The sequence below is a fragment of the Enterobacter sp. K16B genome, assembly GCF_020216105.1.
GTDB lineage: Bacteria > Pseudomonadota > Gammaproteobacteria > Enterobacterales > Enterobacteriaceae > Enterobacter > Enterobacter sichuanensis.
In genome coordinates this window covers 1-24,163 of sequence record NZ_JAIWJZ010000088.1, presented here as the reverse complement: position 1 = coordinate 24,163, position 24,163 = coordinate 1, and the positions used below count along the sequence as shown (strand labels likewise).

26 protein-coding genes and 1 pseudogene are annotated in these 24,163 nt (G+C 54.1%); 15 read left to right on the top strand and 12 right to left on the bottom strand.

The window, feature by feature from the left end; translation table 11 throughout:
• Nucleotides 1–20: 20 nt before the first annotated feature.
• Together LDK53_RS16105 and lipA are read left to right on the top strand one after the other, a co-directional pair.
• Nucleotides 21–974, top strand: coding sequence for a YbeF family transcriptional regulator (locus LDK53_RS16105; RefSeq protein WP_045286197.1), 954 nt, complete (start codon nt 21–23; stop codon nt 972–974).
• A 207-nt stretch (nt 975–1,181) separates the two neighbouring features.
• A complete protein-coding gene (lipA, locus tag LDK53_RS16100; protein ID WP_024907012.1) occupies nt 1,182–2,147 on the top strand; it encodes a lipoyl synthase in 966 nt (321 codons plus the stop codon).
• Nucleotides 2,148–2,228: 81 nt separating this feature from the next.
• Here lipA and tatE read toward each other — a convergent pair whose 3' ends face one another.
• Nucleotides 2,229–2,432: a twin-arginine translocase subunit TatE gene (gene tatE, locus LDK53_RS16095; RefSeq protein WP_025756331.1), complete on the bottom strand. Its 204-nt coding sequence runs from the start codon at nt 2,430–2,432 to the stop codon at nt 2,229–2,231.
• 125 nt (nt 2,433–2,557) lie between these two features.
• The gene (locus LDK53_RS16090; protein ID WP_225287571.1) at nt 2,558–3,346 is read right to left on the bottom strand and encodes a deaminated glutathione amidase; all 789 of its coding nucleotides are present in this window, start codon (nt 3,344–3,346) and stop codon (nt 2,558–2,560) included.
• A 67-nt stretch (nt 3,347–3,413) separates the two neighbouring features.
• Between LDK53_RS16090 and crcB the strand changes: the two genes are divergently transcribed.
• On the top strand, nt 3,414–3,797 hold the full coding sequence (gene crcB / locus LDK53_RS16085) for a fluoride efflux transporter CrcB (RefSeq protein ID WP_025756329.1): 384 nt from the start codon (nt 3,414–3,416) through the stop codon (nt 3,795–3,797).
• A gap of 219 nt (nt 3,798–4,016) precedes the next feature.
• Here the strand turns inward: crcB and cspE are convergent, their stop codons facing one another.
• Complete coding sequence (cspE, locus tag LDK53_RS16080; protein WP_002439184.1) at nt 4,017–4,226, bottom strand: transcription antiterminator/RNA stability regulator CspE; 210 nt, start codon at nt 4,224–4,226, stop codon at nt 4,017–4,019.
• A 190-nt stretch (nt 4,227–4,416) separates the two neighbouring features.
• Nucleotides 4,417–5,034: a lipid IV(A) palmitoyltransferase PagP gene (pagP, locus tag LDK53_RS16075; protein ID WP_047958016.1), complete on the bottom strand. Its 618-nt coding sequence runs from the start codon at nt 5,032–5,034 to the stop codon at nt 4,417–4,419.
• A 394-nt stretch (nt 5,035–5,428) separates the two neighbouring features.
• Between pagP and dcuC the strand changes: the two genes are divergently transcribed.
• Both dcuC and rna read left to right on the top strand, forming a co-directional pair.
• The gene (dcuC, locus tag LDK53_RS16070; protein ID WP_045286223.1) at nt 5,429–6,796 is read left to right on the top strand and encodes an anaerobic C4-dicarboxylate transporter DcuC; all 1,368 of its coding nucleotides are present in this window, start codon (nt 5,429–5,431) and stop codon (nt 6,794–6,796) included.
• 94 nt (nt 6,797–6,890) lie between these two features.
• On the top strand, nt 6,891–7,700 hold the full coding sequence (gene rna, locus LDK53_RS16065) for a ribonuclease I (protein WP_095450050.1): 810 nt from the start codon (nt 6,891–6,893) through the stop codon (nt 7,698–7,700).
• Here the strand turns inward: rna and LDK53_RS16060 are convergent.
• Nucleotides 7,694–8,310: pseudogene (locus tag LDK53_RS16060) on the bottom strand (flavin reductase family protein). The gene rna and the pseudogene LDK53_RS16060 sit on opposite strands and share 7 nt — an antisense overlap.
• Nucleotides 8,311–8,569: 259 nt before the next feature.
• Here LDK53_RS16060 and rnk point away from each other — a divergent pair.
• Both rnk and yldA read left to right on the top strand, forming a co-directional pair.
• Nucleotides 8,570–8,980 (top strand): nucleoside diphosphate kinase regulator, encoded by a 411-nt coding sequence (rnk, locus tag LDK53_RS16055; RefSeq protein ID WP_025756324.1) that lies wholly within the window; start codon nt 8,570–8,572, stop codon nt 8,978–8,980.
• 138 nt (nt 8,981–9,118) lie between these two features.
• Nucleotides 9,119–9,208 carry a small membrane protein YldA gene (gene yldA / locus LDK53_RS23015; protein ID WP_008501020.1) on the top strand — a complete coding sequence of 30 codons (90 nt, stop codon included), beginning with the start codon at nt 9,119–9,121 and terminating at the stop codon, nt 9,206–9,208.
• Nucleotides 9,209–9,218: 10 nt separating this feature from the next.
• On the opposite strand, the gene LDK53_RS16050 is transcribed toward yldA, so the two are convergent.
• Nucleotides 9,219–10,457, bottom strand: a complete 1,239-nt coding sequence (locus LDK53_RS16050) for a zinc-dependent alcohol dehydrogenase (RefSeq protein WP_025756323.1) — start codon at nt 10,455–10,457, stop codon at nt 9,219–9,221.
• Nucleotides 10,458–10,637: 180 nt separating this feature from the next.
• On the opposite strand from LDK53_RS16050, the gene uspG reads away from it, so the two are divergent.
• Complete coding sequence (gene uspG, locus LDK53_RS16045) at nt 10,638–11,066, top strand: universal stress protein UspG (RefSeq protein WP_025756322.1); 429 nt, start codon at nt 10,638–10,640, stop codon at nt 11,064–11,066.
• Nucleotides 11,067–11,121: 55 nt separating this feature from the next.
• Here the strand turns inward: uspG and ahpF are convergent, their stop codons facing one another.
• Together ahpF and ahpC are read right to left on the bottom strand one after the other, a co-directional pair.
• Nucleotides 11,122–12,687, bottom strand: coding sequence for an alkyl hydroperoxide reductase subunit F (gene ahpF, locus LDK53_RS16040; RefSeq protein ID WP_225287570.1), 1,566 nt, complete (start codon nt 12,685–12,687; stop codon nt 11,122–11,124).
• A 188-nt stretch (nt 12,688–12,875) separates the two neighbouring features.
• Nucleotides 12,876–13,439: an alkyl hydroperoxide reductase subunit C gene (ahpC, locus tag LDK53_RS16035; protein WP_008501015.1), complete on the bottom strand. Its 564-nt coding sequence runs from the start codon at nt 13,437–13,439 to the stop codon at nt 12,876–12,878.
• A gap of 637 nt (nt 13,440–14,076) precedes the next feature.
• Between ahpC and citR the strand changes: the two genes are divergently transcribed.
• The 3 genes from citR to LDK53_RS16020 all read left to right on the top strand — a co-directional run bounded on the left by citR (nt 14,077) and on the right by LDK53_RS16020 (nt 16,985).
• On the top strand, nt 14,077–14,976 hold the full coding sequence (gene citR / locus LDK53_RS16030) for a DNA-binding transcriptional repressor CitR (protein ID WP_225287569.1): 900 nt from the start codon (nt 14,077–14,079) through the stop codon (nt 14,974–14,976).
• A gap of 174 nt (nt 14,977–15,150) precedes the next feature.
• Entirely contained in the window at nt 15,151–16,374 is a 1,224-nt protein-coding gene (locus tag LDK53_RS16025) for a phosphoadenosine phosphosulfate reductase (protein WP_225287568.1), read from the top strand.
• Nucleotides 16,359–16,985, top strand: coding sequence for an IbrB-like domain-containing protein (locus LDK53_RS16020; RefSeq protein WP_095452211.1), 627 nt, complete (start codon nt 16,359–16,361; stop codon nt 16,983–16,985). The genes LDK53_RS16025 and LDK53_RS16020 overlap by 16 nt, the downstream gene beginning before the upstream one ends.
• Here the strand turns inward: LDK53_RS16020 and LDK53_RS16015 are convergent, their stop codons facing one another.
• Nucleotides 16,986–18,146, bottom strand: a complete 1,161-nt coding sequence (locus LDK53_RS16015) for a pyridoxal phosphate-dependent aminotransferase (protein WP_025756317.1) — start codon at nt 18,144–18,146, stop codon at nt 16,986–16,988.
• Nucleotides 18,147–18,268: 122 nt separating this feature from the next.
• Between LDK53_RS16015 and LDK53_RS16010 the strand changes: the two genes are divergently transcribed.
• The 3 genes from LDK53_RS16010 to LDK53_RS16000 are packed head-to-tail and all read left to right on the top strand — an operon-like array spanning nt 18,269 to nt 20,108.
• On the top strand, nt 18,269–18,883 hold the full coding sequence (locus LDK53_RS16010; protein WP_025756316.1) for a methylthioribulose 1-phosphate dehydratase: 615 nt from the start codon (nt 18,269–18,271) through the stop codon (nt 18,881–18,883).
• Nucleotides 18,880–19,569 carry an acireductone synthase gene (gene mtnC / locus LDK53_RS16005; protein ID WP_047958008.1) on the top strand — a complete coding sequence of 230 codons (690 nt, stop codon included), beginning with the start codon at nt 18,880–18,882 and terminating at the stop codon, nt 19,567–19,569. Before LDK53_RS16010 ends, mtnC begins: the two co-directional genes overlap by 4 nt.
• Nucleotides 19,566–20,108, top strand: coding sequence for a 1,2-dihydroxy-3-keto-5-methylthiopentene dioxygenase (locus LDK53_RS16000; protein WP_225287567.1), 543 nt, complete (start codon nt 19,566–19,568; stop codon nt 20,106–20,108). The genes mtnC and LDK53_RS16000 overlap by 4 nt, the downstream gene beginning before the upstream one ends.
• A 90-nt stretch (nt 20,109–20,198) precedes the next feature.
• Here the strand turns inward: LDK53_RS16000 and LDK53_RS15995 are convergent, their stop codons facing one another.
• The gene (locus LDK53_RS15995) at nt 20,199–20,669 is read right to left on the bottom strand and encodes an SRPBCC family protein (RefSeq protein ID WP_045286208.1); all 471 of its coding nucleotides are present in this window, start codon (nt 20,667–20,669) and stop codon (nt 20,199–20,201) included.
• A 42-nt stretch (nt 20,670–20,711) separates the two neighbouring features.
• Complete coding sequence (mtnA, locus tag LDK53_RS15990; RefSeq protein ID WP_045286209.1) at nt 20,712–21,728, bottom strand: S-methyl-5-thioribose-1-phosphate isomerase; 1,017 nt, start codon at nt 21,726–21,728, stop codon at nt 20,712–20,714.
• A gap of 105 nt (nt 21,729–21,833) precedes the next feature.
• Here mtnA and mtnK point away from each other — a divergent pair, with 105 nt between their 5' ends.
• On the top strand, nt 21,834–23,033 hold the full coding sequence (gene mtnK / locus LDK53_RS15985) for an S-methyl-5-thioribose kinase (RefSeq protein WP_047958005.1): 1,200 nt from the start codon (nt 21,834–21,836) through the stop codon (nt 23,031–23,033).
• A gap of 40 nt (nt 23,034–23,073) precedes the next feature.
• Here mtnK and LDK53_RS15980 read toward each other — a convergent pair.
• Nucleotides 23,074–24,163: LVIVD repeat-containing protein (locus tag LDK53_RS15980; protein WP_225287566.1), on the bottom strand; the 1,090-nt coding region annotated here is incomplete at its 5' end.

Genomic DNA, 24,163 nt, shown 5'->3' with positions numbered 1-24,163 from the left:
AATGTATACGGAGTAAAAGCGTGGAGTATAATAATTTACCAGCCAAACGCCTGAATGACCCTGGTGGCGAAGACAAGCCGCAAATTTTTCGGACTTTACGTAATATTGATCTCAATTTACTGACTATTTTTGAGGCAGTATATGTCCATAAGGGTATCGTTAACGCTGCGAAAATTCTTAATCTCACGCCATCAGCAATAAGCCAGTCCATTCAAAAGCTGCGCGCTATATTTCCCGACCCGTTATTTATCCGTAAGGGTCAGGGAGTGACGCCGACGGCCTACGCCACGCACCTCCATGAGTTCATCAGCCAGGGGCTGGAATCCATTCTGGGCGCGCTGGATTTAACCGGCAGCTACGATAAGCAGCGCACCATTACCATCGGCTGTTCCCCTTCCGTGGGCGTTCTGGTGATGCCTGCAATTTATCAGGCCGTGAAAGAGCATGCCCCGCAGCTTCTGCTGCGCAACGTGCCTCTCAGTGAGCCTGATATTCAGCTTGCCCAGTTCCAGACGGACCTGATTATTGAAAGCGGCAGCTTCAGTGCCAGAGCACTGGGGCAAAATGTGCTCTATGCGGATAATCTGGTTCTGGTGTGTCGCCAGCAGCATCCCGCGCTCAGCGAACCGCTGACCCTTGAAAACCTGCGCAACTATGACCACTCGTCTTTCATGACCGAAGGACAGGCGAATCATGCTCTGCGCCAGCGTATTGATGAAATTTTCCCGGAACGCCAGATCAGTTTCAGCAGTTACAATATGTTCACTACCGCATCCCTGATCGGCAGCAGCGATATGCTGTGCATTATGCCGGCACGTCTGTACAACCTGCTGCGCAAATGCTGGCCGCTGGAAAGTATCCCGCTCAGCCAGCTTAATGCGGAATCTGTCGAGATTTCACTGCATTACAACAAACTGAGTTTGCGCGATCCGGTCCTGGAAAACGTTATCCGCATTATCCGTCAGGCCTTCTGACCGCTTCATACAGCACAAGTCCCTGCTGCAGGCAGGGCAAAAGGCACAAAACAACAACTATTTTACAAATTGGCGACCTGGCAGGCTGCTTTAACGCCCCTTTCAATGATATACTGCCTGTCGTTCGTTCAAAAATAGTTGATAAATACAACATTCCCTTGAATTGAAACGCTTTCCTTCGATATTCGCAACTGGAACACGCACGCTATGAGTAAACCCATTGTGATGGAACGCGGTGTTAAATACCGCGATGCCGATAAAATGGCCCTTATCCCGGTTAAAAACGTGGCTACAGAGCGCGAGGCGCTGTTAAGAAAACCGGAATGGATGAAAATCAAACTTCCGGCCGACTCTTCGCGTATCCAGGGGATCAAAGCGGCGATGCGCAAAAATGGCCTTCACTCCGTCTGTGAAGAAGCCTCTTGCCCGAACCTTGCTGAATGTTTCAATCACGGTACCGCGACGTTTATGATTCTGGGTGCTATCTGTACCCGCCGCTGCCCGTTCTGCGACGTAGCCCATGGCCGTCCAGTTGCACCTGATGCTAACGAACCCCAAAAACTGGCGCAGACCATCGCTGATATGGCGCTGCGTTATGTGGTCATTACCTCCGTAGACCGTGACGATCTGCGTGATGGTGGTGCACAGCACTTCGCTGATTGTATTACGGCCATTCGCGAGAAAAGCCCGAACATCAAAATCGAGACGCTGGTGCCTGACTTCCGCGGCCGTATGGATCGTGCGCTGGATATTCTGACCGCCACGCCGCCAGACGTGTTTAACCACAACCTGGAGAACGTGCCGCGTCTTTACCGCCAGGTTCGTCCGGGTGCGGATTATAATTGGTCCCTGAAGCTGCTGGAGCGTTTTAAAGAAGCACATCCGCACATCCCGACCAAATCAGGTCTGATGGTAGGGCTGGGTGAAACCAATGAGGAAATCATCGAGGTAATGCGCGATCTTCGCCGCCACGGTGTAACTATGCTCACCCTGGGCCAGTATCTGCAGCCAAGCCGTCACCACCTGCCGGTACAGCGCTACGTCAGCCCGGACGAGTTTGATGAGATGAAAGCCGAAGCGATGGCGATGGGCTTTACCCACGCGGCGTGCGGCCCGTTTGTTCGCTCTTCATACCATGCGGACATGCAGGCGAAAGGCGAAGAAGTAAAATAATGCTGTAATATTCATTTACAGTAATACAAAAAAACCGGCCTCATGAGCCGGTTTTTTTTCGCATGCCCTCAGGCATGGCTGTCACTCTTTGTGAGAAAGCTTGTCTGCCGGGATGTCGTCCTCGGCGCTTTTCTTCGCAGCCGCGTCATCGTCGTTCATCGCTTTCTTAAAGCCTTTGATGGCAGCCCCCAGGTCACCACCCAGCGTGCGTAACTTCTTGGTACCAAACAGCAGGACGACCAGTGCGGCAACCACCAGCAGTTTGGTAATACTAATCTCACCCATAGATACCTTCTTTACTTAAAACAGGCTGCATACAGCGCCAAAACCTGAATCTATTAACGGTCATTTAGCGCGTGCACACAATAGCAATCTGTAACAAGGTGAATCAAGCGTTGTTGAAAAAAACATCACAATAATTGCGGTGGCGCAAACCGACGATTGCGAAGAACAGGTAATTGCTGACGTGCAAGCGCGATTCTGTCTACGTTTATCTCCGCCACCAGCAACTCGGGGGTTTCAGCGGCGGCGGCGATCGTCACCCCAAGCGGATCCACCACCCTGCTTTGCCCGATATTTTTCGTGCCGCATTCGCCTGCTGCAACCACATAGCAGGTCGTATCCAGCGCGCGCGCCGCAAGCAGCGTCGCCCAGTGATGCTCCTTCAACGGTCCTTTGACCCACGCGGCAGGCAATACCAGAACGTCCGCGCCCTGTAACGCCAGATGGAGCGCCAGCTCCGGAAAACGCAGGTCGTAGCAGGTCATCAACCCAATCTTTACTCCGTCAATCTCCAGCAGCGGGGGAATACGGTCTCCCGGGTCAACCCGCCGGGACTCCTGAACGCTGAAGGCATCATAGAGATGCAGCTTGGCGTAATGTGCGACAATCTTCCCGTCACGAATCGCCACCAGCGTATTGACCGCACGATCCTGTGTTGAGGGAACATGCACGGTCAGAATGGTGGTCATCTCGTTACCAGCACTCTGCGCCAGTAAATGCTGTAAAAAACCGCCGTCCAGCGGCTGGGCCGACTTCACCGACAGATCCGGGTCATTATCATCACGGGCCAGCAAGGCCTCCGGGAGCACCAGCAGCGACGCGCCTTTTTGCTGTGCCTGCGCCATCAGATTGACGCAAGCGATCGCGTTCTCGTGCCAGCGAGGCGTGACCGCAAATTGTCCTACCGCAACATACATATTTGTCCCCTCATCATAAACGGCGTTAAACTCGCTTCTCTTACACATCAAATAGCAGGTATTAAGCGTGTTACAACTACTTTTAGCCGTTTTTATTGGTGGGGGAACGGGTAGCGTTGCGCGATGGTTTCTGAGTATGCGGTTTAACCCGCTGCATCAGGCGATTCCTATGGGGACGCTTGCCGCGAACCTGATTGGCGCCTTTATCATAGGCATGGGACTGGCCTGGTTTAACCGCATGACGCACATCGACCCAATGTGGAAGGTATTGATTACGACAGGTTTCTGCGGCGGCTTAACCACCTTCTCCACCTTCTCTGCAGAAGTGGTGTTTCTCTTTCAGGAAGGTCGTATCGGCTGGGCGCTGGTGAACATCGCCATTAACATGCTGGGCTCCTTTGCGATGACGGGGATCGCATTTTGGCTATTTTCCACTGCAAGTCAGCACTAACAGCCGGCGCGTTAATGTTGGCTTAATTTTTCTCTGTCACTCTGAGTGCAATACTGAACGAGGGTGACAGAATGAAACAGAGTCTGATGAGCGCAGGAATGGTGTTGTTGAGCGTGCTGATCGTGGCCAGCTTCCTGAAAATGTATCTGCTTGGCTGATTCAAAACGAAAAAAACCCGCTCAGTGAGCGGGTTTTGAAATTCTTGCTGACGCGTCTGAATTACAGAGCGATTACGTTAGCAGCAGAAGGGCCTTTGGCACCGTTAGTGATTTCGAACTCTACACGCTGACCTTCAGCCAGAGTTTTGAAACCATTAGACTGGATTGCAGAGAAGTGTACGAACACGTCTTTGCTGCCATCTTCAGGAGTAATGAAACCGAATCCTTTGGACTCATTAAACCACTTAACGTTACCTTTAATCTTAGACATCAAAATTACCTTTACATTAAAAAACGACACAAATGCTGTGTCGGTTACCAGTACATCAATTGTGGGACCTTTTGTCCAGCGGATCTTTGATAAAAAGTGACTAAAGTCGCGTTAATTTTCACTGGCAGATTTTTATCGTTTATGAATCAACGCCTGCGCGTTTTTTCACCAACATGTAAAGTTTTTTCAGTTAAAACTGAAAACGCATCCAGGCGAAGTAAACGTTACCGTTGTTGTACGTACCGGGAATGTAGGTCATCTGGAACGTTGCCGGCCCATAGCCAATAGAGGCCAGCGGCAGCAGCACCGGGATCGGAATGTAGTTCCAGTTGTCACGTGCAGTGACCCCGGCGGTATAGCCCAAACCGACGTGGAAGTTCTCGTCTGCTAACGGGCGCCAGGTTTTCTCCCAACCATAACCGCCAATCGGTTCCCATTTATTAAACGAGTCCTTAAAGGCCATCAGATAGATGCCGTGCCAGTTGCCCTTTTCATCCCAGCGCGACTGACCAAACCCCGCCCCCCAGGGACGCTCGTTGTATTTATCGGTTTTCTCTTTGTCATAAGCAAAGCGCGCATGCCACGTTATTGCCGGAACATAGAGATCATAATGTTCTGGTGCCGACCATGTCTGGGAAACATTATCCGTAAAGGTTGAGAACCAGCCTTTATCCGTCGCGTTGTCCGCTGCCTGTGCAACAGAAGAAAACGTTAACTGCCCAAAAATAAACAACAAAATAGAGAAAAAAGTATTACGTACGATCACAATGCAATTACCATTCTTAGTATTCGAGGCAAAGTTTACCATAAAATAGTTGAACCAGAACTTAACGGCATCGCTGTTATTCCTAATTATCCGGCCTTTTTTCGGGAATATTCTTAATTAAACCTGTCGGGAACGTTCGAATAAGCCCATATTACGTAGGCTTTTTACCTCTTTAACTTTTTAATCAACAACATACTAAACTACACAGGTTATTAACATTTTGTTATCATTATAAAGACATCCTGCGCGATGTCTGACGGTCAAGCCTCTCATGACATAAATGTATGGGCCATGGCAAAATGCGGTTGTTCCGTTCTCTAGTCGTCTGTTTATTGATTTTAATCAGCAAGAACGGGCCATTTATTCGGCACATTTTCATCCTTCTTATTTTATTGATTTTTTTGTGCTCCAGTGCAGCAAAGATACAGGGGAAATCATGCTTACGTTTATCGAACTCCTTATTGGGGTCGTCGTCATTGTCGGTGTCGCACGCTACATCATTAAAGGCTACTCGGCCACGGGCGTATTATTTGTTGGCGGTTTAACACTGCTGATTATCAGCGCCATAATGGGGCATCAGGTATTACCAGCCAGCGCAACCAGTACGGGTTACACCGCTACTGATATTGTTGAATACATTAAGATATTACTCATGAGCCGCGGCGGCGACCTGGGTATGATGATCATGATGCTGTGCGGCTTTGCCGCCTACATGACCCATATCGGTGCCAACGACATGGTCGTTAAACTTGCCTCAAAACCCCTGCAGTACATCAACTCGCCCTATCTGCTGATGGTCGCCGCCTATTTCCTCGCCTGCCTGATGTCGCTGGCCGTGTCGTCGGCTACCGGACTTGGCGTACTGCTCATGGCCACACTGTTCCCGGTCATGGTCAATGTCGGTATCAGCCGTGGCGCGGCAGCGGCAATTTGCGCGTCACCGGCAGCGATAATTCTCTCCCCGACTTCAGGTGATGTAGTACTGGCAGCAAAGGCAGCGGAAATGTCACTCATCGACTTCGCTTTTAAAACCACGTTGCCGATCTCTATTGTCGCCATTGTGGGAATGGGTATCGCGCATTTCTTCTGGCAGCGCTATCTGGATAAGAAAGAGAACATCAGCCACGAAATGATGGATGTGAGTGAAATCACCACCACCGCACCCGCGTTTTATGCCATTCTGCCCTTCACGCCGATTATCGGGGTACTGATTTTTGACGGCAAATGGGGTCCGCAACTGCACATCATCACCATTCTGGTGATCTGTATGCTGCTGGCCGCCATGCTGGAATTTGTGCGCGGTTTTAACACGCAAAACGTCTTCTCCGGTCTGGAAGTGGCGTATCGCGGTATGGCGGATGCCTTTGCCGGGGTGGTGATGCTACTGGTTGCGGCAGGCGTCTTTGCCCAGGGGCTGAGCACAATTGGCTTTATCCAGAGCCTGATCTCCATCGCCACCTCGTTCGGCTCGGCCAGTATTATCCTGATGCTGGTTCTGGTGGTGCTCACCATGCTGGCGGCCATGACCACCGGCTCCGGTAACGCGCCCTTCTACGCTTTTGTGGAGATGATCCCCAAACTGGCTCACTCCTCCGGTATTAACCCGGCGTACCTCTCCATTCCCATGCTGCAGGCGTCAAACCTGGGCCGTACTATCTCCCCGGTGTCGGGCGTGGTCGTCGCCGTTGCCGGGATGGCAAAAATCTCGCCATTCGAAGTGGTCAAACGCACCTCAGTGCCGGTGATTGTTGGGCTGATTATCGTGATTATCGCCACCGAAGTGCTGGTTCCCGGCGCAGCCTAAGCTAAATTACGGCTATCCAGAAAGCGCCTGCGGGCGCTTTTTGTGCTTTAATAACTTCCAGAAATTTATTGTGCTCATTCGATCAGGAAATCATATGTTCAGGAAGGATATCGTTATCCCGTCTGGCGCATTCGCGCTTGCTCTTTGTGTTTTCTCCGCACAGGCCGAACCGCTCAAGGCAACACAGTATGGCGATTTCGATCGTTATGTGCTGGCGCTGTCCTGGCAAACCGGGTTTTGTCAGAGCATGGTCGAGCGCAACCGTAATGAACCAGACGAGTGTCGCCTGCAAAAAGAGACCGACAATAAAGTCGATTTTCTGACCGTTCACGGACTCTGGCCAGGCCTGCCGAAATCGATTGCCGCCCGCGGCGTGGATGAACGTCGATGGATGCGCTTTGGCTGCGCCACGCGCCCAATCCCAAACCTGCCGGAAGCGAAGGCCAGCCGCAAATGTGCCGCCGCCGAAACCGGACTGTCGCTGTCCGGTGCCGCAAAGCTTAACAGCGTGATGCCGGGCGCAGGCGGTAATTCCTGCCTGGAGCGTTACGAGTATGCCAAACATGGCGTCTGCTTTGGTTTTGATCCCGATGCCTATTTCGGCACGATGGTGCGGATGAATCAGGAAGTAAAAAGCAGCGCTGTCGGTCAATTCCTCGCCGATAACTACGGGAAAACCGTCAACCGTAGCGACTTTGACCGCGCCGTTGCCAAAAGCTGGGGCAAGGAAAACGTCAAAGCGTTCAAGCTCACCTGCAATGGCAATCCGGCGTATCTGACCGAAATGCAGATTTCACTCAAGGCAGCGACCATTAATAACCCGCTGTCTGCGACGTCATTTGCCCCGCAGCCACATCCGGGTAACTGCGGTAAACAATTCGTGGTAGATAAGGCCGGTTACTGACCCGCACCCGGGCGAACCATATCAAACCGGTTTTCATCACTGATGCCATAGTACGCCGTCGGCCCACCCGCACGCAGGATGGGCTGCGCTTTCGCCGTCTGGTAGATCCCCTCTTCCAGCAGTGATTCGGCAATATGGATACCGACCACTTCCCCCAGCACCAGCCAGGTATCAACCGGCGTACCGTCGGCGCCGGTCAGCTGAATGCACTGCGACAGGCGACACTCAAAATTCACCGGGCTCTCCGCCACGCGCGGCGCCTTAACAAGCTGGCTCGCCGCCGGCGTCAATCCGGAAAAGGTAAACTCATCCCGGTCGTGCGGAAGCATCGCGGACGTTTGGTTCATCGCTTCAGCCAGTTCGCGCGTGGCCAGGTTCCAGACAAATTCCCCGTTTCGGTAATATTACGCACGCTGTCCTTCCAGCCGTTGCTGGAAAAACCAATGATAGGCGGACGATAGTTAAAGCAGTTAAAGAAGCTGTACGGTGCGAGGTTCAACTGACCGGCCTTATCAGATGAGGAGATCCAGCCGATAGGACGTGGGCCAATAATGGCATTCAGCGGGTCATGCGGCAGGCCGTGCCCCTGAGACGGTTGATAGAAGTACATAGTGCTCTCTCGTTGGTGGGCATGGCGCTTCGCACCAGACCCCGGTTCAGAACGCTCAGCGTAACGCAATCCAGCGGAAAGGGAGACTGAATAAATTTCAACGAAAATTCATATGGACCATGAATGTGACCTTCATCACTTCAAACTTATGCGCTCAGCCAGTATCATCGGGAGAGTTAAACCCTCGCTGCCAGACGGCGAGGGTTTTCTTTTGGATCAGTTTCTGCGTAACACGCAGCATTAACGACATGGAGTAAAAATGTCCAGACCAACCATTATCATTAACGAGCTCGACGCAGAACGTATCGACAGACTGCTGGAAAAAGCAGAATTTGCCTCACTGCCGGTGGCAGACGCCCTGAATGAGGAGCTCGACCGGGCACAAATGTGCACGCCTGAGTCAATGCCCCATGACGTGGTCACCATGAACAGCCAGGTAAAATTCCGCAACCTGACCACCGGTGAAGAGCTGACCCGCACGCTGGTTTACCCGGCGCAGATGACGGACAGCAGCACTCAGCTTTCTGTCCTCGCACCGGTAGGGGCCGCACTGCTGGGGCTGCGCACGGGGGATACCATCCACTGGGAATTACCGGGCGGCGCCTCAACCCATCTGGAAGTCCTGGCGTTACTCTACCAGCCAGAAGCGGCGGGCGATTACCTGCGTTAACCCCTTCTGAACAAGCGCGCCCCGCGTTGCACAGAGGATGCAGTCGCATCCTCTTTCCGCCAATTCACCCTAATTTCCTATATCGCGCAAAATGGCCTTAATCCACGCTTAATCTGTTTTGGTGCCGCGGGGACGGTCATGAGTGAGATAGGGGTTATCACGCTTATTTTTCTCATTTTTGTGGCGATTATCGTCACGGCGGTGCTTTATCTGGAGCGCCACTGGTAGATGAGTCACCTCACACCACCCCACCCGGAAAGGCATTTACCAGCCCTTTAACCTGCTGTTCCGCCGCCTCGGGCGTTTCGGCGCCAGGAACCAGGATCACCTTCCGGCACTCCTCCTCCCGTTTTTCGAAAATTTTATAGGCGCGTTCCGCATCCGCAAGGGGGAGATAATGGGTGACGATCTCTTCCGGCGTAAGCAGCCCTTTTTCGATCAGCGGTAACAGTTCGCCCAGCCAGGCGTGAACGTGCGTCTGGCCCATCTTAAACGTCAGCCCCTTATCGAAGGCATCGCCAAACAGGAAGCCATGAATAAACCCGGCGTACACGCCAGGTACGCTGACCACCCCGCCACGGCGAACGGCCGCAATACACTGACGCAACGCTTTCCCGCTGCTGCCTTCAATTTTAAGATTGCTGAGGATCGTTTCCGTGGTGCTGCCTTTCGCTTCGAATCCTACCGCATCAATCACGGCATCAACCCCACGCTGGCCGGCGGTCTGCTCGATGATTTTTTCCGCGGCATCATTATCTTCATCAAAATTGATGGGGATGGCACCGTAACGCGCCTCGGCAAATCGCAACCGATACGGGTGGTGATCGATAACAAAGATCTGCTCGGCCCCTAATAGCCGTGCGCAGGCAATGGTCAGTAGCCCCACCGGCCCGGCACCGTAAACCGCCACGCTTGAGCCTTTTTCAATCTGCGCATTTTTTGCCGCCTGCCAGGCCGTGGGCAAAATATCCGACAGGAACAGCGCCTTATCATCAGAAAGAAGTTGCGGGACTTTAAACGGCCCGACGTTACCTTTCGGCACGCGCACGTATTCCGCCTGTCCCCCCGGCACGCCGCCGTAGAGATGGCTATAGCCAAACAGCGCTGCCGGCGCGGGGATTTGCTTTTTGTTCAGAGCCGCACCCTGTCCGGCATTGGTATTCTCACAGGCCGCGTACTGCTGCAAACGACAAAAGAAACAATCTCCGCAGGCGATGACAAAAGGGATCACCACGCGATCGCCCTTCTGCAGCTGCTTCACCTCTGAGCCGCACTCAACAATTTCACCCATGAATTCGTGACCAAAAATATCGCCGTGCTGCACCTTCGGGATCTTGCCACGGTAGAGATGCAAATCGGAGCCGCAGATCGCCGTGGCCGTAACGCGCAGGATGATATCGTCGGGCTGTTCAATGATGGGGTCAGGGACATTCTCGACGCGAACATGGTGCGGACCGTGATACGTAAGTGCTTTCATGCGACCTCCGAAAGGTTCCAGGTAAGTGTATAAGGGTAGCTACCCCTGAAGGTCTGCCCGGGAATAGAGGCCTTTTGAGATTTTTCCTGGCGAGATAAGAAAACTGACGAGGCGCTTACAGAAACCATGACTATTTTGTGGTTGAATGAGTTCAGCGTTTATAAACAAGGAGAAACGGGTATGTATCAGAGAATCATTATGCCGGTTGATGTTTTTGAGATGGAGCTGAGCGACAAGGCCGTACGCCATGCCGAGTTCCTGGCGCAGCAGGACGGTGTAATCCATCTGTTGCACGTGCTGCCAGGCTCCGCCAGCCTGAGCCTTCACCGCTTCGCCGCCGATGTGCGTCGCTTTGAGGAGCATTTGCAGCACGAGGCGGAAACGCGCCTGCAAACCATGGTTGGCCATTTCAGCATCGACCCTTCACGCATCAAAACGCACGTCCGGTTTGGCAGCGTGCGTGATGCGGTAAACGAACTGGCAAACGAACTGAAAGCTGACGTGGTGGTCATCGGTTCGCGTAACCCGTCCATCACCACGCATCTGCTCGGGTCGAACGCCTCCAGCGTGATCCGCCACACGCACATTCCGGTGATGGTTGTCAGATAAAAAAAGAGGCCACCTTCCGGTGGCCTCTTGCTATTGCAGGTGTCGTCTTACTTTTTTATGCGGTTTTGGTGCGAATCAGATAGTCGAATGAACTCAGGGACGCCTTCGCACCTTCGCCAGTGGCGATGATGATCTGTTTATAAGGCACTGTGGTACAGTCGCCGGCCGCAAATACGCCCTTCACGCTGGTCTCACACTTCGCATCAATAATGATTTCGCCCATACGGTTGCGCTCAATCGCCCCTTCCAGCCAGGTGGTGTTTGGCAGCAGGCCAATCTGCACGAAGATCCCCGAAAGCGCTACGCTGTGGACATCGCCACTCACGCGGTCGCGGTATTCCAGACCGGTTACCTTGCTGCCGTCACCTTTCACTTCCGTGGTCTGCGCGTTCAGGATGATGTCGACGTTTTTCAGGCTGCGTACTTTGTCCTGCAGAACCTGGTCGGCTTTCATCTCCGGGGCAAACTCCAGCAGGGTAACGTGTTCCACAATACCCGCCAGGTCGATAGCCGCTTCCACGCCGGAGTTACCGCCGCCGATCACCGCCACGCGTTTCCCTTTGAACAGCGGACCATCGCAGTGCGGGCAGTAGGTCACGCCCTTAGTGCGATACTGATCTTCGCCCGGGACGTTCATGTTGCGCCATTTCGCGCCGGTAGCAATGATAATGCTGCGCGCTTTCAGCACCGCGCCGGAGGCGGTTTCAATCTGATGCAAGCCACCTTCAACCGCGGCCGGAACCAGCTTGCTGGCGCTCTGGCTGTCGATCACATCCACGGCGTAATCATTGACGTGCGCTTTCAGTGCCCCGGCCAGTTTCTGACCTTCGGTTTTCGGTACTGAGATATAGTTTTCAATGTCCACGGTATCCAGTACCTGACCACCAAAACGTTCGCCCATCAGGCCGGTACGGATCCCTTTACGTGCGGAGTACACCGCCGCCGCCGCGCCCGCCGGGCCAGAACCGACAATCAGGACATCATACGCATCACGCGTGTTCAGCTCTTCGGCAGCCCGTTTTTCGGCACCGGTATCCACTTTGGCGACAATTTCCGTCAGGGTCATACGCCCCTGGCCAAACTCCTGCCCATTCAGGAACACTGCCGGAACACCCATCACGTTGCGATCGGTGATTTCGTTCTGGAAGGTACCCCCGTCAATAGCCGTGTGTTTGATGCGCGGGTTCAGAACCGACATCAGGTTCAGCGCCTGCACCACGTCCGGGCAGTTGTGGCAGGAGAGTGAGTAATAGGTCTCAAACTCAAAATCGCCGTCGATATCGCGGATCTGCTCCAGCAGCGCCTGTGCTTCTTTCGACGGATGGCCGCCGGTCCACAGCAGCGCGAGCACCAGCGAGGTAAATTCATGCCCCAGCGGGGAACCGGCAAAGCGCGGCCCTTGATCAGAGCCTGGGTTGGTTATCAGGAAAGAAGGCTTACGGACAGCCAGGGAATTGTCTTCTTTGAACGTCACTTTTGGCGACAGTTCAGCGATCTCTGCCAGCAGTTCCTTGATTTCTGCCGATTTCGCGCTGTCGTCCAGCGTGGCAATCAGCTCAACAGGTTTGGTCAGTTTCTCAAGGTAGGCCTTGAGCTGGGTTTTCATCGTAGTGTCGAGCATTATTCTTCCCTCTCTTAAAACGTCATCATGCAAGCAGCCTTTCTGCGGGCGGCCTGAATGCAACTTGCATCATGGTGCTGGAATGAAATGGGCGCGGGTGCGCCCATTGATTGCCGGGTGGCACTTCGTTTACCCGGCCTACGATACTGCAGGCCTGTGCAAGCGCAGCGCCGCCAGGCTTTACAGATTTAGATCTTGCCGACCAGGTCCAGAGATGGCGCCAGAGTCGCTTCGCCTTCTTTCCATTTCGCCGGGCAGACTTCGCCTGGGTGAGAAGCAACATATTGAGCCGCTTTCACTTTACGCAGCAGGTCAGAAGCATCACGGCCGATACCTTCAGCGGTAACTTCGATAGCCTGGATAATGCCCTGCGGGTCAACAACGAAGGTCGCGCGGTCAGCCAGGCCTTCATCTTCACGCATGTTGTCGAAGTTACGGGTCAGGGCGCCAGTCGGGTCACCGATCATCGCGTATTTGATTTTGGCGATGGTTTCAGAGCTGCTGTGCCATGCTTTGTGGGTGAAGTGGGTGTCGGTAGACACTGAGTAGACATCTACGCCCAGCTTCTGCAGTTCGTCGTAGTGATCTGCCACGTCACCCAGTTCAGTCGGGCAAACGAAGGTGAAGTCAGCAGGATAGAAGAAGAACACGCTCCAGCGGCCTTCGGTATCTTTTTCAGTGACTTCAATGAACTCACCGTTTTTGAACGCCTGGTTTTTGAAAGGTTTAATTTTGGTATTAATCAAAGACATCTGTACTTCCTCCGTGTTTTCGTTGAGATGTAAGGTAACCAACTTTATCCATCGGGGCTAATGCGTATGCTTTATCAAATCAATCAGCCAAACCTAACAACCCAATCAAGACAACGTTAAGAACTGAATAAACAAAAGCCCGAAAGTAAAAAGGCCGCCCTGGTGGGCGGCCCTGATACCTGAACTTTCCACAGGAACTTTCAGTGCCAGTTACACTGGCGTTGCGTTGCGCTCTACTTACCTTTATATCAGGATCGTAACAGCCTCCTGATTACAGCACCCGTACAGACCCAGAGCAATGCGCGAAAGGGGTAATCGTATCTATGGCTGTGATAGGTTTTACCAAACGGCCTTTTTCACGCACGCCCCTCTTATCCGGCGTGAAAAATAGAAATGAGTGATATTTACTTGTCGATATATAAACGACACTATTTTTATTCAATTTTATCTGCGTTTTTAAAGATAAAAATATCTTCATCATAATTGAAGTTCTATTTCATTAATCTACGTTCGTGATATATTAAGTTCGCATTGAATAACAATTAAGTTAGTTAACTATCACGGATGGTAAATAGTTAACTTAGTTCTATAGTTATCATTGATGTGATAACGCAACGCAGCTCACTCAGGATGAAACATGGCAAACCTTTACGACCTTAAAAAATTCGATCTCAACCTGCTGGTCATTTTCGAATGTATCTACCAGCATCTTAGCATCAGCAAGGCAGCAGAAACGCTGTACATTACTCCGTCAGCCGTCAGTCAATCGCTGCAGCGACTGCGTAACCAGCTCAACGATCCGCTTTTTATCCGTTCGGGGAAAGGAATTACGCCCACCACGGTGGGTGTCAATCTTCACCATCATCTTGAGCAAAACCTCAATCAGCTTGAGCAGACAATCAACATTATGAATGCGTCTGCACTTAAAAAGAATTTTATCGTCTACAGTCCGCAAATCCTGACGACGGAAAACCTGATTACCCCGCTTAAACTCTTGATGAGACATCATAACTACGAGATAGAGCTTCACGATATGCTGCTGACTGCTGATTCCGCAGAAGACTTGCTGGCGTACCGGAAAGCGGATCTTATTTTTTCTATGGCGCCGGTTAACAACCGTTCCATGGTGTGTGTCCCTTATGCAAGCTATTCGATGGTTATGGTATGCAGTCAGGATCACCCGCGCATGAAGGACGTTGTGACGATGGAGGAACTTCAGGAAGAGAAATTTACGATTTTCCTCAGCGAGGAAGCTGGCGTGAAGAACTACCAGTCACAAGTGGCGAAGGTGCATGCTGAGAAAAACATTGGTTTCCGTTGCGATTCCGTATACACGATCCTCGCCATGATTAGCGCCTCGCATCTCATTGGTTATTTGCCCGAAGTATTATTTGAAAAATACAAAGACGTAATGCGGCTCAAAAGATTGCACGCCCCCATCATGCTTCCCCCTGTGGATGTGTTCATGATTTATAACCGCTCTGCCCTTAACAGCTCGATTTTCTCGACCTTTATTGGACAAGTTGCGGAAATTTAAACACCTCGGGCTGGGGTTCACACAGCCCTTTTTCTTTTATAAACAGATAATCCTCATTTATAGATAATAAAAACTTTTCTCTTTTTCATTTACCTGCTCCTGTTTTTCACTACTATTATCCTCACACCTTAATTGACACCCATCCGGTATTTATATCCAGGGAGAAGATTGGTTATGTCAATGTATAAGTATCCGCTCAATCAAAATGTCCTGGAGGCTGCGGAGGACCGCATAACATGGACGCTTGAGAATCTACCCAGAGTTTGTGTTTCATTTTCAGGTGGGAAAGATTCCACCATTATGCTGCATTTAACGGCCCGCCAGGCCCGCAAAATGGGGAGAAAAATTCATCTGCTTTTTATCGACTGGGAAGCGCAGTTTACCTATACCATTCAGCATGTAAATAATATGCTCGCGCAATACGCCGACGTGATTGAACAATACTGGTGGGTTGCGCTCCCCCTCACCACGCAAAATGCTCTGACACAATTCGAGCCAGAATGGCAATGCTGGGAGCCAGGGAAACAGTGGGTGCGCCAGCCGCCTGCAGAGGCGATTACCGATCCGGCTTACTTCGATTTCTACCAGCCTGGCATGACGTTTGAAGCCTTTGTCCGCGCCTTTTCCGACTGGTATGCCCAACGACGCCCGGCGGCAATGATGGTCGGTATTCGCGCCGATGAATCCTACAACCGTTTTTTGACCATCGCCAATGCGCGAAAGCAGCGTTTTGCCGATGACAAACCCTGGACCACCGTCGCCCCTGGCGGCCACGCCTGGTATATCTATCCGCTTTATGACTGGAAAACCGCTGATATCTGGACATGGTTTGCCAAAACGGGCGGATGCTATAACCCGCTTTACGACCTGATGTTCCAGGCGGGCGTCCCCCCGCGCTATATGCGCATCTGTGAACCCTTCGGCCCCGAGCAGCGCCAGGGGTTGTGGCTCTATCACGTCGTGGAGCCCGAGCGCTGGGCGGCGATGTGCGAGCGTGTGGCGGGCGTTCACTGCGGTGGCGTCTATGCCGGGCAGGACAATCATTTTTATGGCCACCGCAAAATTCTGAAACCCGACGCGCTCAGCTGGCGTGAATACGCCCTGCTGCTGCTCGACAGCATGCCGCAAATGACGGCGGAACATTACCGCAATAAAATCGCGATTTATTTGCACTGGTATCAGAAGAGAGGCATGGCCGATATTCCCGACACGCAGGAAGGCGATATCGGGGCGAAAGATATTCCGTCCTGGCGACGCGTGTGTAAGGTATTACTCAATAATGACTACTGGTGTCGGGCGCTTTCATTCAGTCCTAATAAACCAAAGCATTATCAGCGTTACAGCGAACGGATAAAGTCAAAACGCAAGGAGTGGGGAATATTATGCAGCAACGATTGATTCAGGAAATTAAACGTTATCTTCAGTCTCTTCCCGAAGACCAACGCATTGAAGCCATCAACGCCTTTCGTCAGGCCATTCATGAAAATAGCCCTTTCCGTGAGCAGCCTGTCGACTGCGTGCTGTGGATTAAACAGGACGATATCACCGCGAACGATTACAACCCCAATAACGTCGCGCCGCCGGAAAAACGGCTGCTCTGCAAATCACTGGAGCTGGACGGTTTCACCCAGCCCATTGTGGTAACGGAAAGCGGTACTCAACATTATGAAATCGTCGACGGCTTTCACCGCCACGAAATGGGTTCGAACCGGGCGGTGTTAAAACGCCAGCTTAAAGGCTACCTGCCCGTCACCTTTCTGCGTAAAGAACGGCAGAAAAAGTTCGACCGGATGGCGGCCACCATTCGCCATAATCGTGCCCGGGGTCGTCACCAGATTAGTGCGATGTCCGACATCGTCCGCGAGCTGGCCCAGCTTGGCTGGGATGACGAGAAAATCAGTCAGGAACTGGGGATGGACAACGACGAGGTCCTGCGCCTCAGACAAATCAACGGCCTGCTGGAACTCTTTGCAGACCGTCGATACTCCGAAGCCTGGACGGTAAAATAATCAGAGCGCGTTTAGACGTTCTGCCGCCGCCAGCAGCGTCGATTCCTGTTTCGCAAAGCAGAGACGGATCAGCTTATGCGGGAAGGGATCGGCGCAAAATACCGATAACGGGATCGCCGCCACGCCCACCTCTTTGGTCAGCCACTGGCAGAAGCTGACGTCATCCAGATCGGAAACCGCGCTGTAGTCAGCCAGCAGGAAGTAAGTCCCTTCCGAAGGCAAAATCTCCAGACGGCTTTTACTGAGCGCTGAGACAAACAGATCCCGACGTTCGCGGTAAAAATGCGGTAATTCGCGATAATGTCCAGGTTCAGCGCGCAGCATATCGGCCAGCGCCAGCTGGGCTGGCGTATTCACGGCAAACGTCAGGTACTGGTGCACTTTGCGCAGCTCCGCGCTAATGGCGGCCGGCGCGATGCAGTAGCCCACTTTCCAGCCGGTCATATGATAGGTTTTACCGAATGACGACACGGCGATAGCCCGCTCGCGAAGCTGCGGATGGGCCAGCACGCTGGCGTGCCCTTCCTCTGCAAAGCAGATGTGCTCATACACTTCATCGCTTAGAACATAAATCTCGCGTTCAGCGATAGCCTGCCACAGCGCGGCGAAATCGGCCTTCTGCCACACGGTCGCCGAGGGATTATGCGGCGTATTCAGGATCACCAGGCGGGTTTTGTCACTCAACAGCGCAGCGAACGCCTGCCAGTCAGGACGGAAATGCGGTGGCTGTAACGCCACCCGTTTTACCACGCCGCCGGAGAGTTCAACCGCCGGCGCGTAGCTGTCGTAGCTTGGGTCAAAGCAGATCACCTCATCGCCGGTGCGGACCAGCGCCGTGATCGCCGCATACAGCGCTTCGGTAGCCCCTGCCGTCACCGTGATGTCAGTATTTGCATCAGGCTTATGGCCATATAGCTCAGCCGTTTTGTCCGCAATGGCCTCCCGCAGCGCCTGCACGCCGGTCATCGGCGCGTACTGATTCGCCCCCTGTGCGACGTGGTACGCCAGGCGCGCCTGCAAATATGACGGTCCGTCAAAATCCGGGAACCCCTGCGAAAGGTTAATCGCATTGTGCTGCTGCGCCAGGGCGCTCATCTGCGTAAAGATGGTTGTCCCCAGTTGAGGAAGCTTACTCTGCGGAATCAATGCGTTAGTGCTCATTGTGTTGTGCCTGCTTGTAATACTTATGTTGCCGCCACTATAACACGATGTTAGTCTTTGGCAATCAAGACGCTTAGACGTCTATATGCTATTCATATTCCTGTCCGGGAGGATACAAGGCAATGACAGACAACCCGCAACTCACCTCTCTGGTCGACGCCTGCCGCTGGATCGGGGCCAAAGGCTGGGCGCCTGCCACCGGCGGCAATATGTCGGTGCGTCAGGACGAACATCTGTGCTGGCTCAGTGAATCCGGAAAAGACAAAGGCAGCCTCACAACAGAGGATTTTTTGCAGGTGGAGATCGCCACCAACCGCGCGCCATCTGGCCGCAAGCCCTCGGCGGAGACCGGGCTGCACACCCTGATCTATCGTCTGTTCCCGGAAGCCAACGCCGTGCTGCATGTTCACACGGTTAACGCCACGGTGCTGTCGCGTCTGGTGAAAGAAGCTGAGCTCAACATCAGCGGCTTCGAGATGCAAAAATCCCTCACCGGGCAAACCAGCCATCTGGATACGGTGGCCATTCCGGTGTTTGACAACGATCAGGATATCGACGCCCTCGCCTCGCGAATCGCCCATTACGCACAGGAACGCCCGCTTAATTATGGTTTTCTTCTGCGCGGTCATGGCTTAACCTGCTGGGGACGCGATGTGGCCGAGGCCCGCCGTCATCTTGAAGGGTTAGAATTCTTATTTGAATGCGAAATGCGTTTACGACAACTGGAGAAGGTATGATTCGCGCAATTGTGACGGATATTGAAGGCACCACCAGCGATATCCGTTTTGTCCATGATGTTTTGTTCCCCTATGCGCGTGAGCGTCTGGCGGCCTTCGTCACCGCTCAGCAGTACGCCGAGCCGGTCAAATCCATTCTGGACAACCTGCGCGATGAAATTGACGCGCCGCACGCCAGCGTCAGCACTCTTATCGACACCCTGTTTACCTTTATGGATGAAGACCGCAAATCGACGGCGCTGAAGGCACTGCAGGGGATTATCTGGCACGACGGATACGTCAATGGCGACTTTACCGGCCATCTCTACCCGGACGTGCTCCCTGCGCTGGAAAAATGGAAAGCGCAAGGGATTGATCTCTATGTTTATTCCTCTGGCTCCGTCGCAGCGCAAAAACTGTTATTTGGCTACAGCGACGAAGGTGATATTACTCATCTGTTCAGCGGCTATTTTGATACCCATATCGGCGCCAAGCGTGAAGTACAGTCTTATCAGAACATTGCGGCGCAAACGGGCATCTCGCCATCGCAGATCCTGTTCCTGTCAGATATTCATCAGGAGCTGGACGCGGCTGAACAGGCAGGTTTTCGCACCCTGCAGCTGATTCGCGGTGATGATGACGGCGCAAGCCACCATCATCAGGTTCACCAGTTTGACGAGATTAACCCGGAGCAGATCCCTTCATGAGCGCATTAACGATTTACTCTGATAAAGACGCCAGTAAGCATCAGTGGCACAGCACCGACGCGGACGAAATTGCCCAACAGCTCAACGCCAAAGGCGTGCGCTTTGAACGCTGGGCGGCCGATCGGGATTTAGGACAGGACCCCACGCCTGAAGCCGTGATCGAAGCTTATCAGCATGCGATCGATAAGCTGGTGGCGGAGAAGGGTTACCAGAGCTGGGATGTGATCAGCCTGCGCGCCGACAACCCGCAGAAAGAGGCGCTGCGCGCGAAGTTCCTGAACGAGCACACCCACGGCGAAGATGAAGTGCGCTTCTTTGTAGAAGGTGCCGGGCTGTTCTGCCTGCACATTGGTGATGAGGTGTATCAGGTGCTGTGCGAGAAAAACGACCTGATTTCCGTGCCGGCGGGCACGCCGCACTGGTTTGATATGGGTTCAGAGCCGAACTTTACCGCGATCCGTATTTTCGACAACCCGGAAGGCTGGGTGGCGCAGTTTACCGGGGATGCGATTGCGGATGCGTATCCTCGTCTGGCATAGGTGAAAGCAAAACGGCAGCTATAGCTGCCTTTTTTAGTGTTTGCTCCCTCTCCCTGTGGGAGAGGGCCGGGGTGAGGGAACCAGCGCACCCTACGCGTTAAGCCCCTTCACATACCCCACCAGTTGATCCAGCACAATCCCCCACCCTTCGTGGAAGCCCATCTGCTCATGCTGCTCGCGGATCGCCTTCGTTGGATGCCGCGCAATCGCCGTGTAGCGGGTTTTGCCCTCCCCGACATCTTCCAGCAACAGGATCGCCGTCATAAACGGCTTTTCGGCCGGTTTCCAGCCTTCGGTATAACCGTCGGTAAAGACCAGCTTTTTGCCAGGATCGATTTCCAGAAAGACGCCGCGGTTATCCATCCGCTGACCGTCCACCTCAAACACGGTGTTGAACCGCCCGCCCACGCGGAGATCGAGATCGCATTCGGTCACCTTATGGGGTGCAGGAATGAAGAAGTTTTTGATGTGCTCGGGCGTAGTCCAGCACAGCCATAGCAGGTCGCGCGGTGCATCCACCACGCGCTCCAGTTTTAAATCTGTCTCAGGGTCGAGCGTCACGATGTTGTCCTCTCAGGGGAACCCCTTAAAGGATAGCCGGAGTCAGGCGAATTTCCCGTTTGCCACCGCTTCCGGCGTGACCACGCCCGTATCCAGTACCCAGCCGCTAATCAACGAGGCAGGCGTAACGTCAAAGGCCGGGTTATAGACCCGTGCATTTTCCGGCGCCCACTGCACCGCGCCAAAGCTTCCCGCCACGCCCGTCACTTCGCTGGCGGCACGCTGCTCGATGGGGATCGCGTCCCCGTTCGGGCAGGCCGGGTCGAGCGTGGTCTGCGGCGCGGCAACGTAGAACGGAATACCGTGGAATTTCGCCAGCACCGCCAGAGAGTAGGTGCCAATTTTATTCGCCACATCACCGTTGGCGGCAATGCGGTCGGCCCCTACCCACACAGCGTCGACCTGCCCTTTCGCCATCAGGCTGGCGGCCATGGAATCGGTGATAAGCTGATACGGCACACCCAGCTCGCCAAGCTCCCATGCGGTCAGCCTGCCCCCCTGCAGCAGCGGCCGGGTTTCATCCACCCAGACGTTGCTGACGTTGCCTTCCTGATGCGCACGGGCAATAACGCCGAGCGCGGTCCCCACGCCCGCGGTTGCGAGACCGCCAGTGTTGCAGTGGGTCAGCAGACGGCTACCGGGCTTCACCAGCGCACTGCCCGCACGCGCGATGGCGTCGCAGAGCTGTTTATCCTCATCAATCAGACGCAACGCTTCCGCCGTCAGCGCTGGCACAAAATCTTCCTGCCAGAGCGCCAGCTTCATGCGGTCGAGGTTGTTCATCAGGTTAACCGCCGTCGGCCGGGAGGCGCGCAGCGTTTCCAGCGCCAGCGCCAGTTCATCACGGCTTTTGCCGTTTTCGGCCAACAGCGCCAGCAGCAGGCTTGCAGAGAGACCAATCAGCGGCGCGCCGCGCACGCGAAGGGCATGAATATGCCCCACCAGCGCCTCTACCGTTGTCGCGTCCAGCCAGCGTTTCTCCTGCGGAAGCGCCTGCTGGTCGAGAATAAAGAGCTGATTATCCGTCACCCGCAGGCTGGTCGTCTGTATTGTCTGCATGTCGTTAATTCCCTGTTGCGTTGTTGTAGCACATTGTGTCAGGATGAAATCCAGATGTATAGACGTCTACATGTCTTTATTCGCAAAATCAGTGAGGAGCAGGCAATGTCGCAATACCGTACCTTTACCGCCCAGGACGCCGTGGAGTATGCCAGGCAGTTTGGCGGCCTTGATAATCCCTCATCGCTGGTAGAGGCGCAGGAAGTGGGCGACGGTAACCTTAATCTGGTTTTCAAAATTTACGATGCCCAGGGCGTGAGCCGTATCATCGTTAAGCAGGCACTCCCTTACGTGCGCTGCGTCGGCGAGTCCTGGCCGCTGACGCTGGACCGCGCGCGCCTGGAGGCGCAAACGCTGGTCGAGCACTACCGGCACAGCCCGCAGCACACCGTGAAAATCCACCATTACGACCCGGAGCTGGCGGTGATGGTGATGGAAGATCTCTCCAGCCATCGCATCTGGCGCGGCGAGCTGATTAAAAATCATCACTACCCGCAGGCCGCACGTCAGCTGGGGGAATACCTGGCGCACACGCTGTTCCACACCAGCGATTTCTACCTGCACCCGCACGATAAGAAAGCGCAGGTGGCGAAGTTCATTAACCCTGAGATGTGCGAGATCACGGAAGATCTGTTCTTCAACGATCCGTACCAGATCCATGCGCGCAACAGCTACCCGGCCGAGCTGGAAAGCGACGTCGCCGCCCTCCGCGACGACGCCCAGCTAAAAATTGCCGTGGCCTCACTCAAGCATCGCTTCTTCTCGCATGCCGAAGCGCTGCTGCACGGAGATATTCACAGCGGATCGATATTCGTGGCGGAAGACAGCCTGAAGGCCATCGACGCTGAGTTCGGCTACGTGGGCCCGATTGGCTTTGACGTGGGTACCGCCATCGGTAACCTGCTGCTCAATTTCTGCGGCCTGCCGGGGCATCTGGGCATTCGCGATGCCGCCGCCGCGCGCGAGCAGCGGCTGACCGATATTCAGGAACTCTGGAACACCTTCGCGGAACGCTTCCAGGCGCTGGCACATGAGAAAACGCGCGATGCCGCGCTGAGCGTACCGGGCTATGCCTCCGCGTTTCTGAAAAAAGTCTGGCACGATGCCATTGGCTTCAGTGGCACCGAGCTGATCCGCCGCAGCGTAGGGCTTTCACACGTTGCGGATATCGACACCATCGCGGATGACGCCATGCGCCACGAATGCCTACGCCACGCGATTACGCTCGGCAAGGCGCTGATTGTGATTGCCGATCGCATCGACAGCGTGGAAGAGCTGGTGGCACGGGTGCGTCAGTACAGCTGAGACCGTTTGCCCGGTGACGCTGCGCTTACCGGGCAAACCCTCACCCCAGATACTCAATCACCGACAGCCCGCCGTTATAATCCGTGCTGTAGATAATCCCCTGCGCATCCACAAACACATCGCATGACTGGATCACCTGCGGGCGATTCGGCCGCGTGTCCATCATCCTCTCAGGTGCGGCAGGCACCAGCGCACCGGTTTCCACCGGACGATACGGATTGGAAATGTCATACGCGCGTATGCCAGCATTCTGGTAAGTGGCAAAAATCAGCGTTGAGCTGACAAAGCTCCCCGGCCGGTTTTCATGCAGATTATGCGGTCCGAAATGTGCCCCTTTCGTCACGTAGTCTCTCTCATCCGGCTGCGGGAATGTCGAGATACTGACCGGGTTTGCCGGCTCGCGGATATCAAACAGCCAGATCAGCTTCTCGCCGTCTTGCTGATTGTCGAGCACCGCTTCGTCGAGTACCACCAGCAGATCGCGGTCGGGCAGCGGCAGCGCGGTATGCGTCCCACCGCCAAACGGCGGACTCCAGTTGCGATGGCTAATTAATGTCGGCTGGGTGCGGTCTTTCACGTCCAGCAGCGTCAGACCGCCGTCGCGCCAGCTGCCGTAGGCGGTATCGCCTGCGACGATCGCATGATGCAGCGCATAGCGTTTGCCTTCCGGCCAGTCAGGCTTTTCCCCTGCCGCCTGATTCATCCCCGGCAGCCACCAGCGCCCTGCCACTTCGGGCTTACGCGGATCGGCCAGATCGATGGTCAGGAAGATGTAGTCGGTAAAACCGTCGATCAGCGCGGACACATAGGCCCAGCGCCCGCCGACGTACCAGATGCGGTGAATGCCGATGCCGCTCAGTGACAGAAAGCCGATCTCACGCGGCTTGTCCGGCGTGGAAATATCAAACACGCGCAGCCCGGCGCTCCAGCCTTTGTCCTGCACGTCGCTGACGGTCTCCCCCACCTGACGGGTGTAGTAAACCTTCTCGTCGGCAAAACGGGCATCGGCAAACAGATCCCGGGCGTTGATCACCAGCAGCAGATCGTCATGCGCCTGGAGGTGCACATTCCAGGTGCCGGGCGGCGCGGGAACATAGCCCGCGGGTTTGGGGTTTTTCGGGTCGCGCACG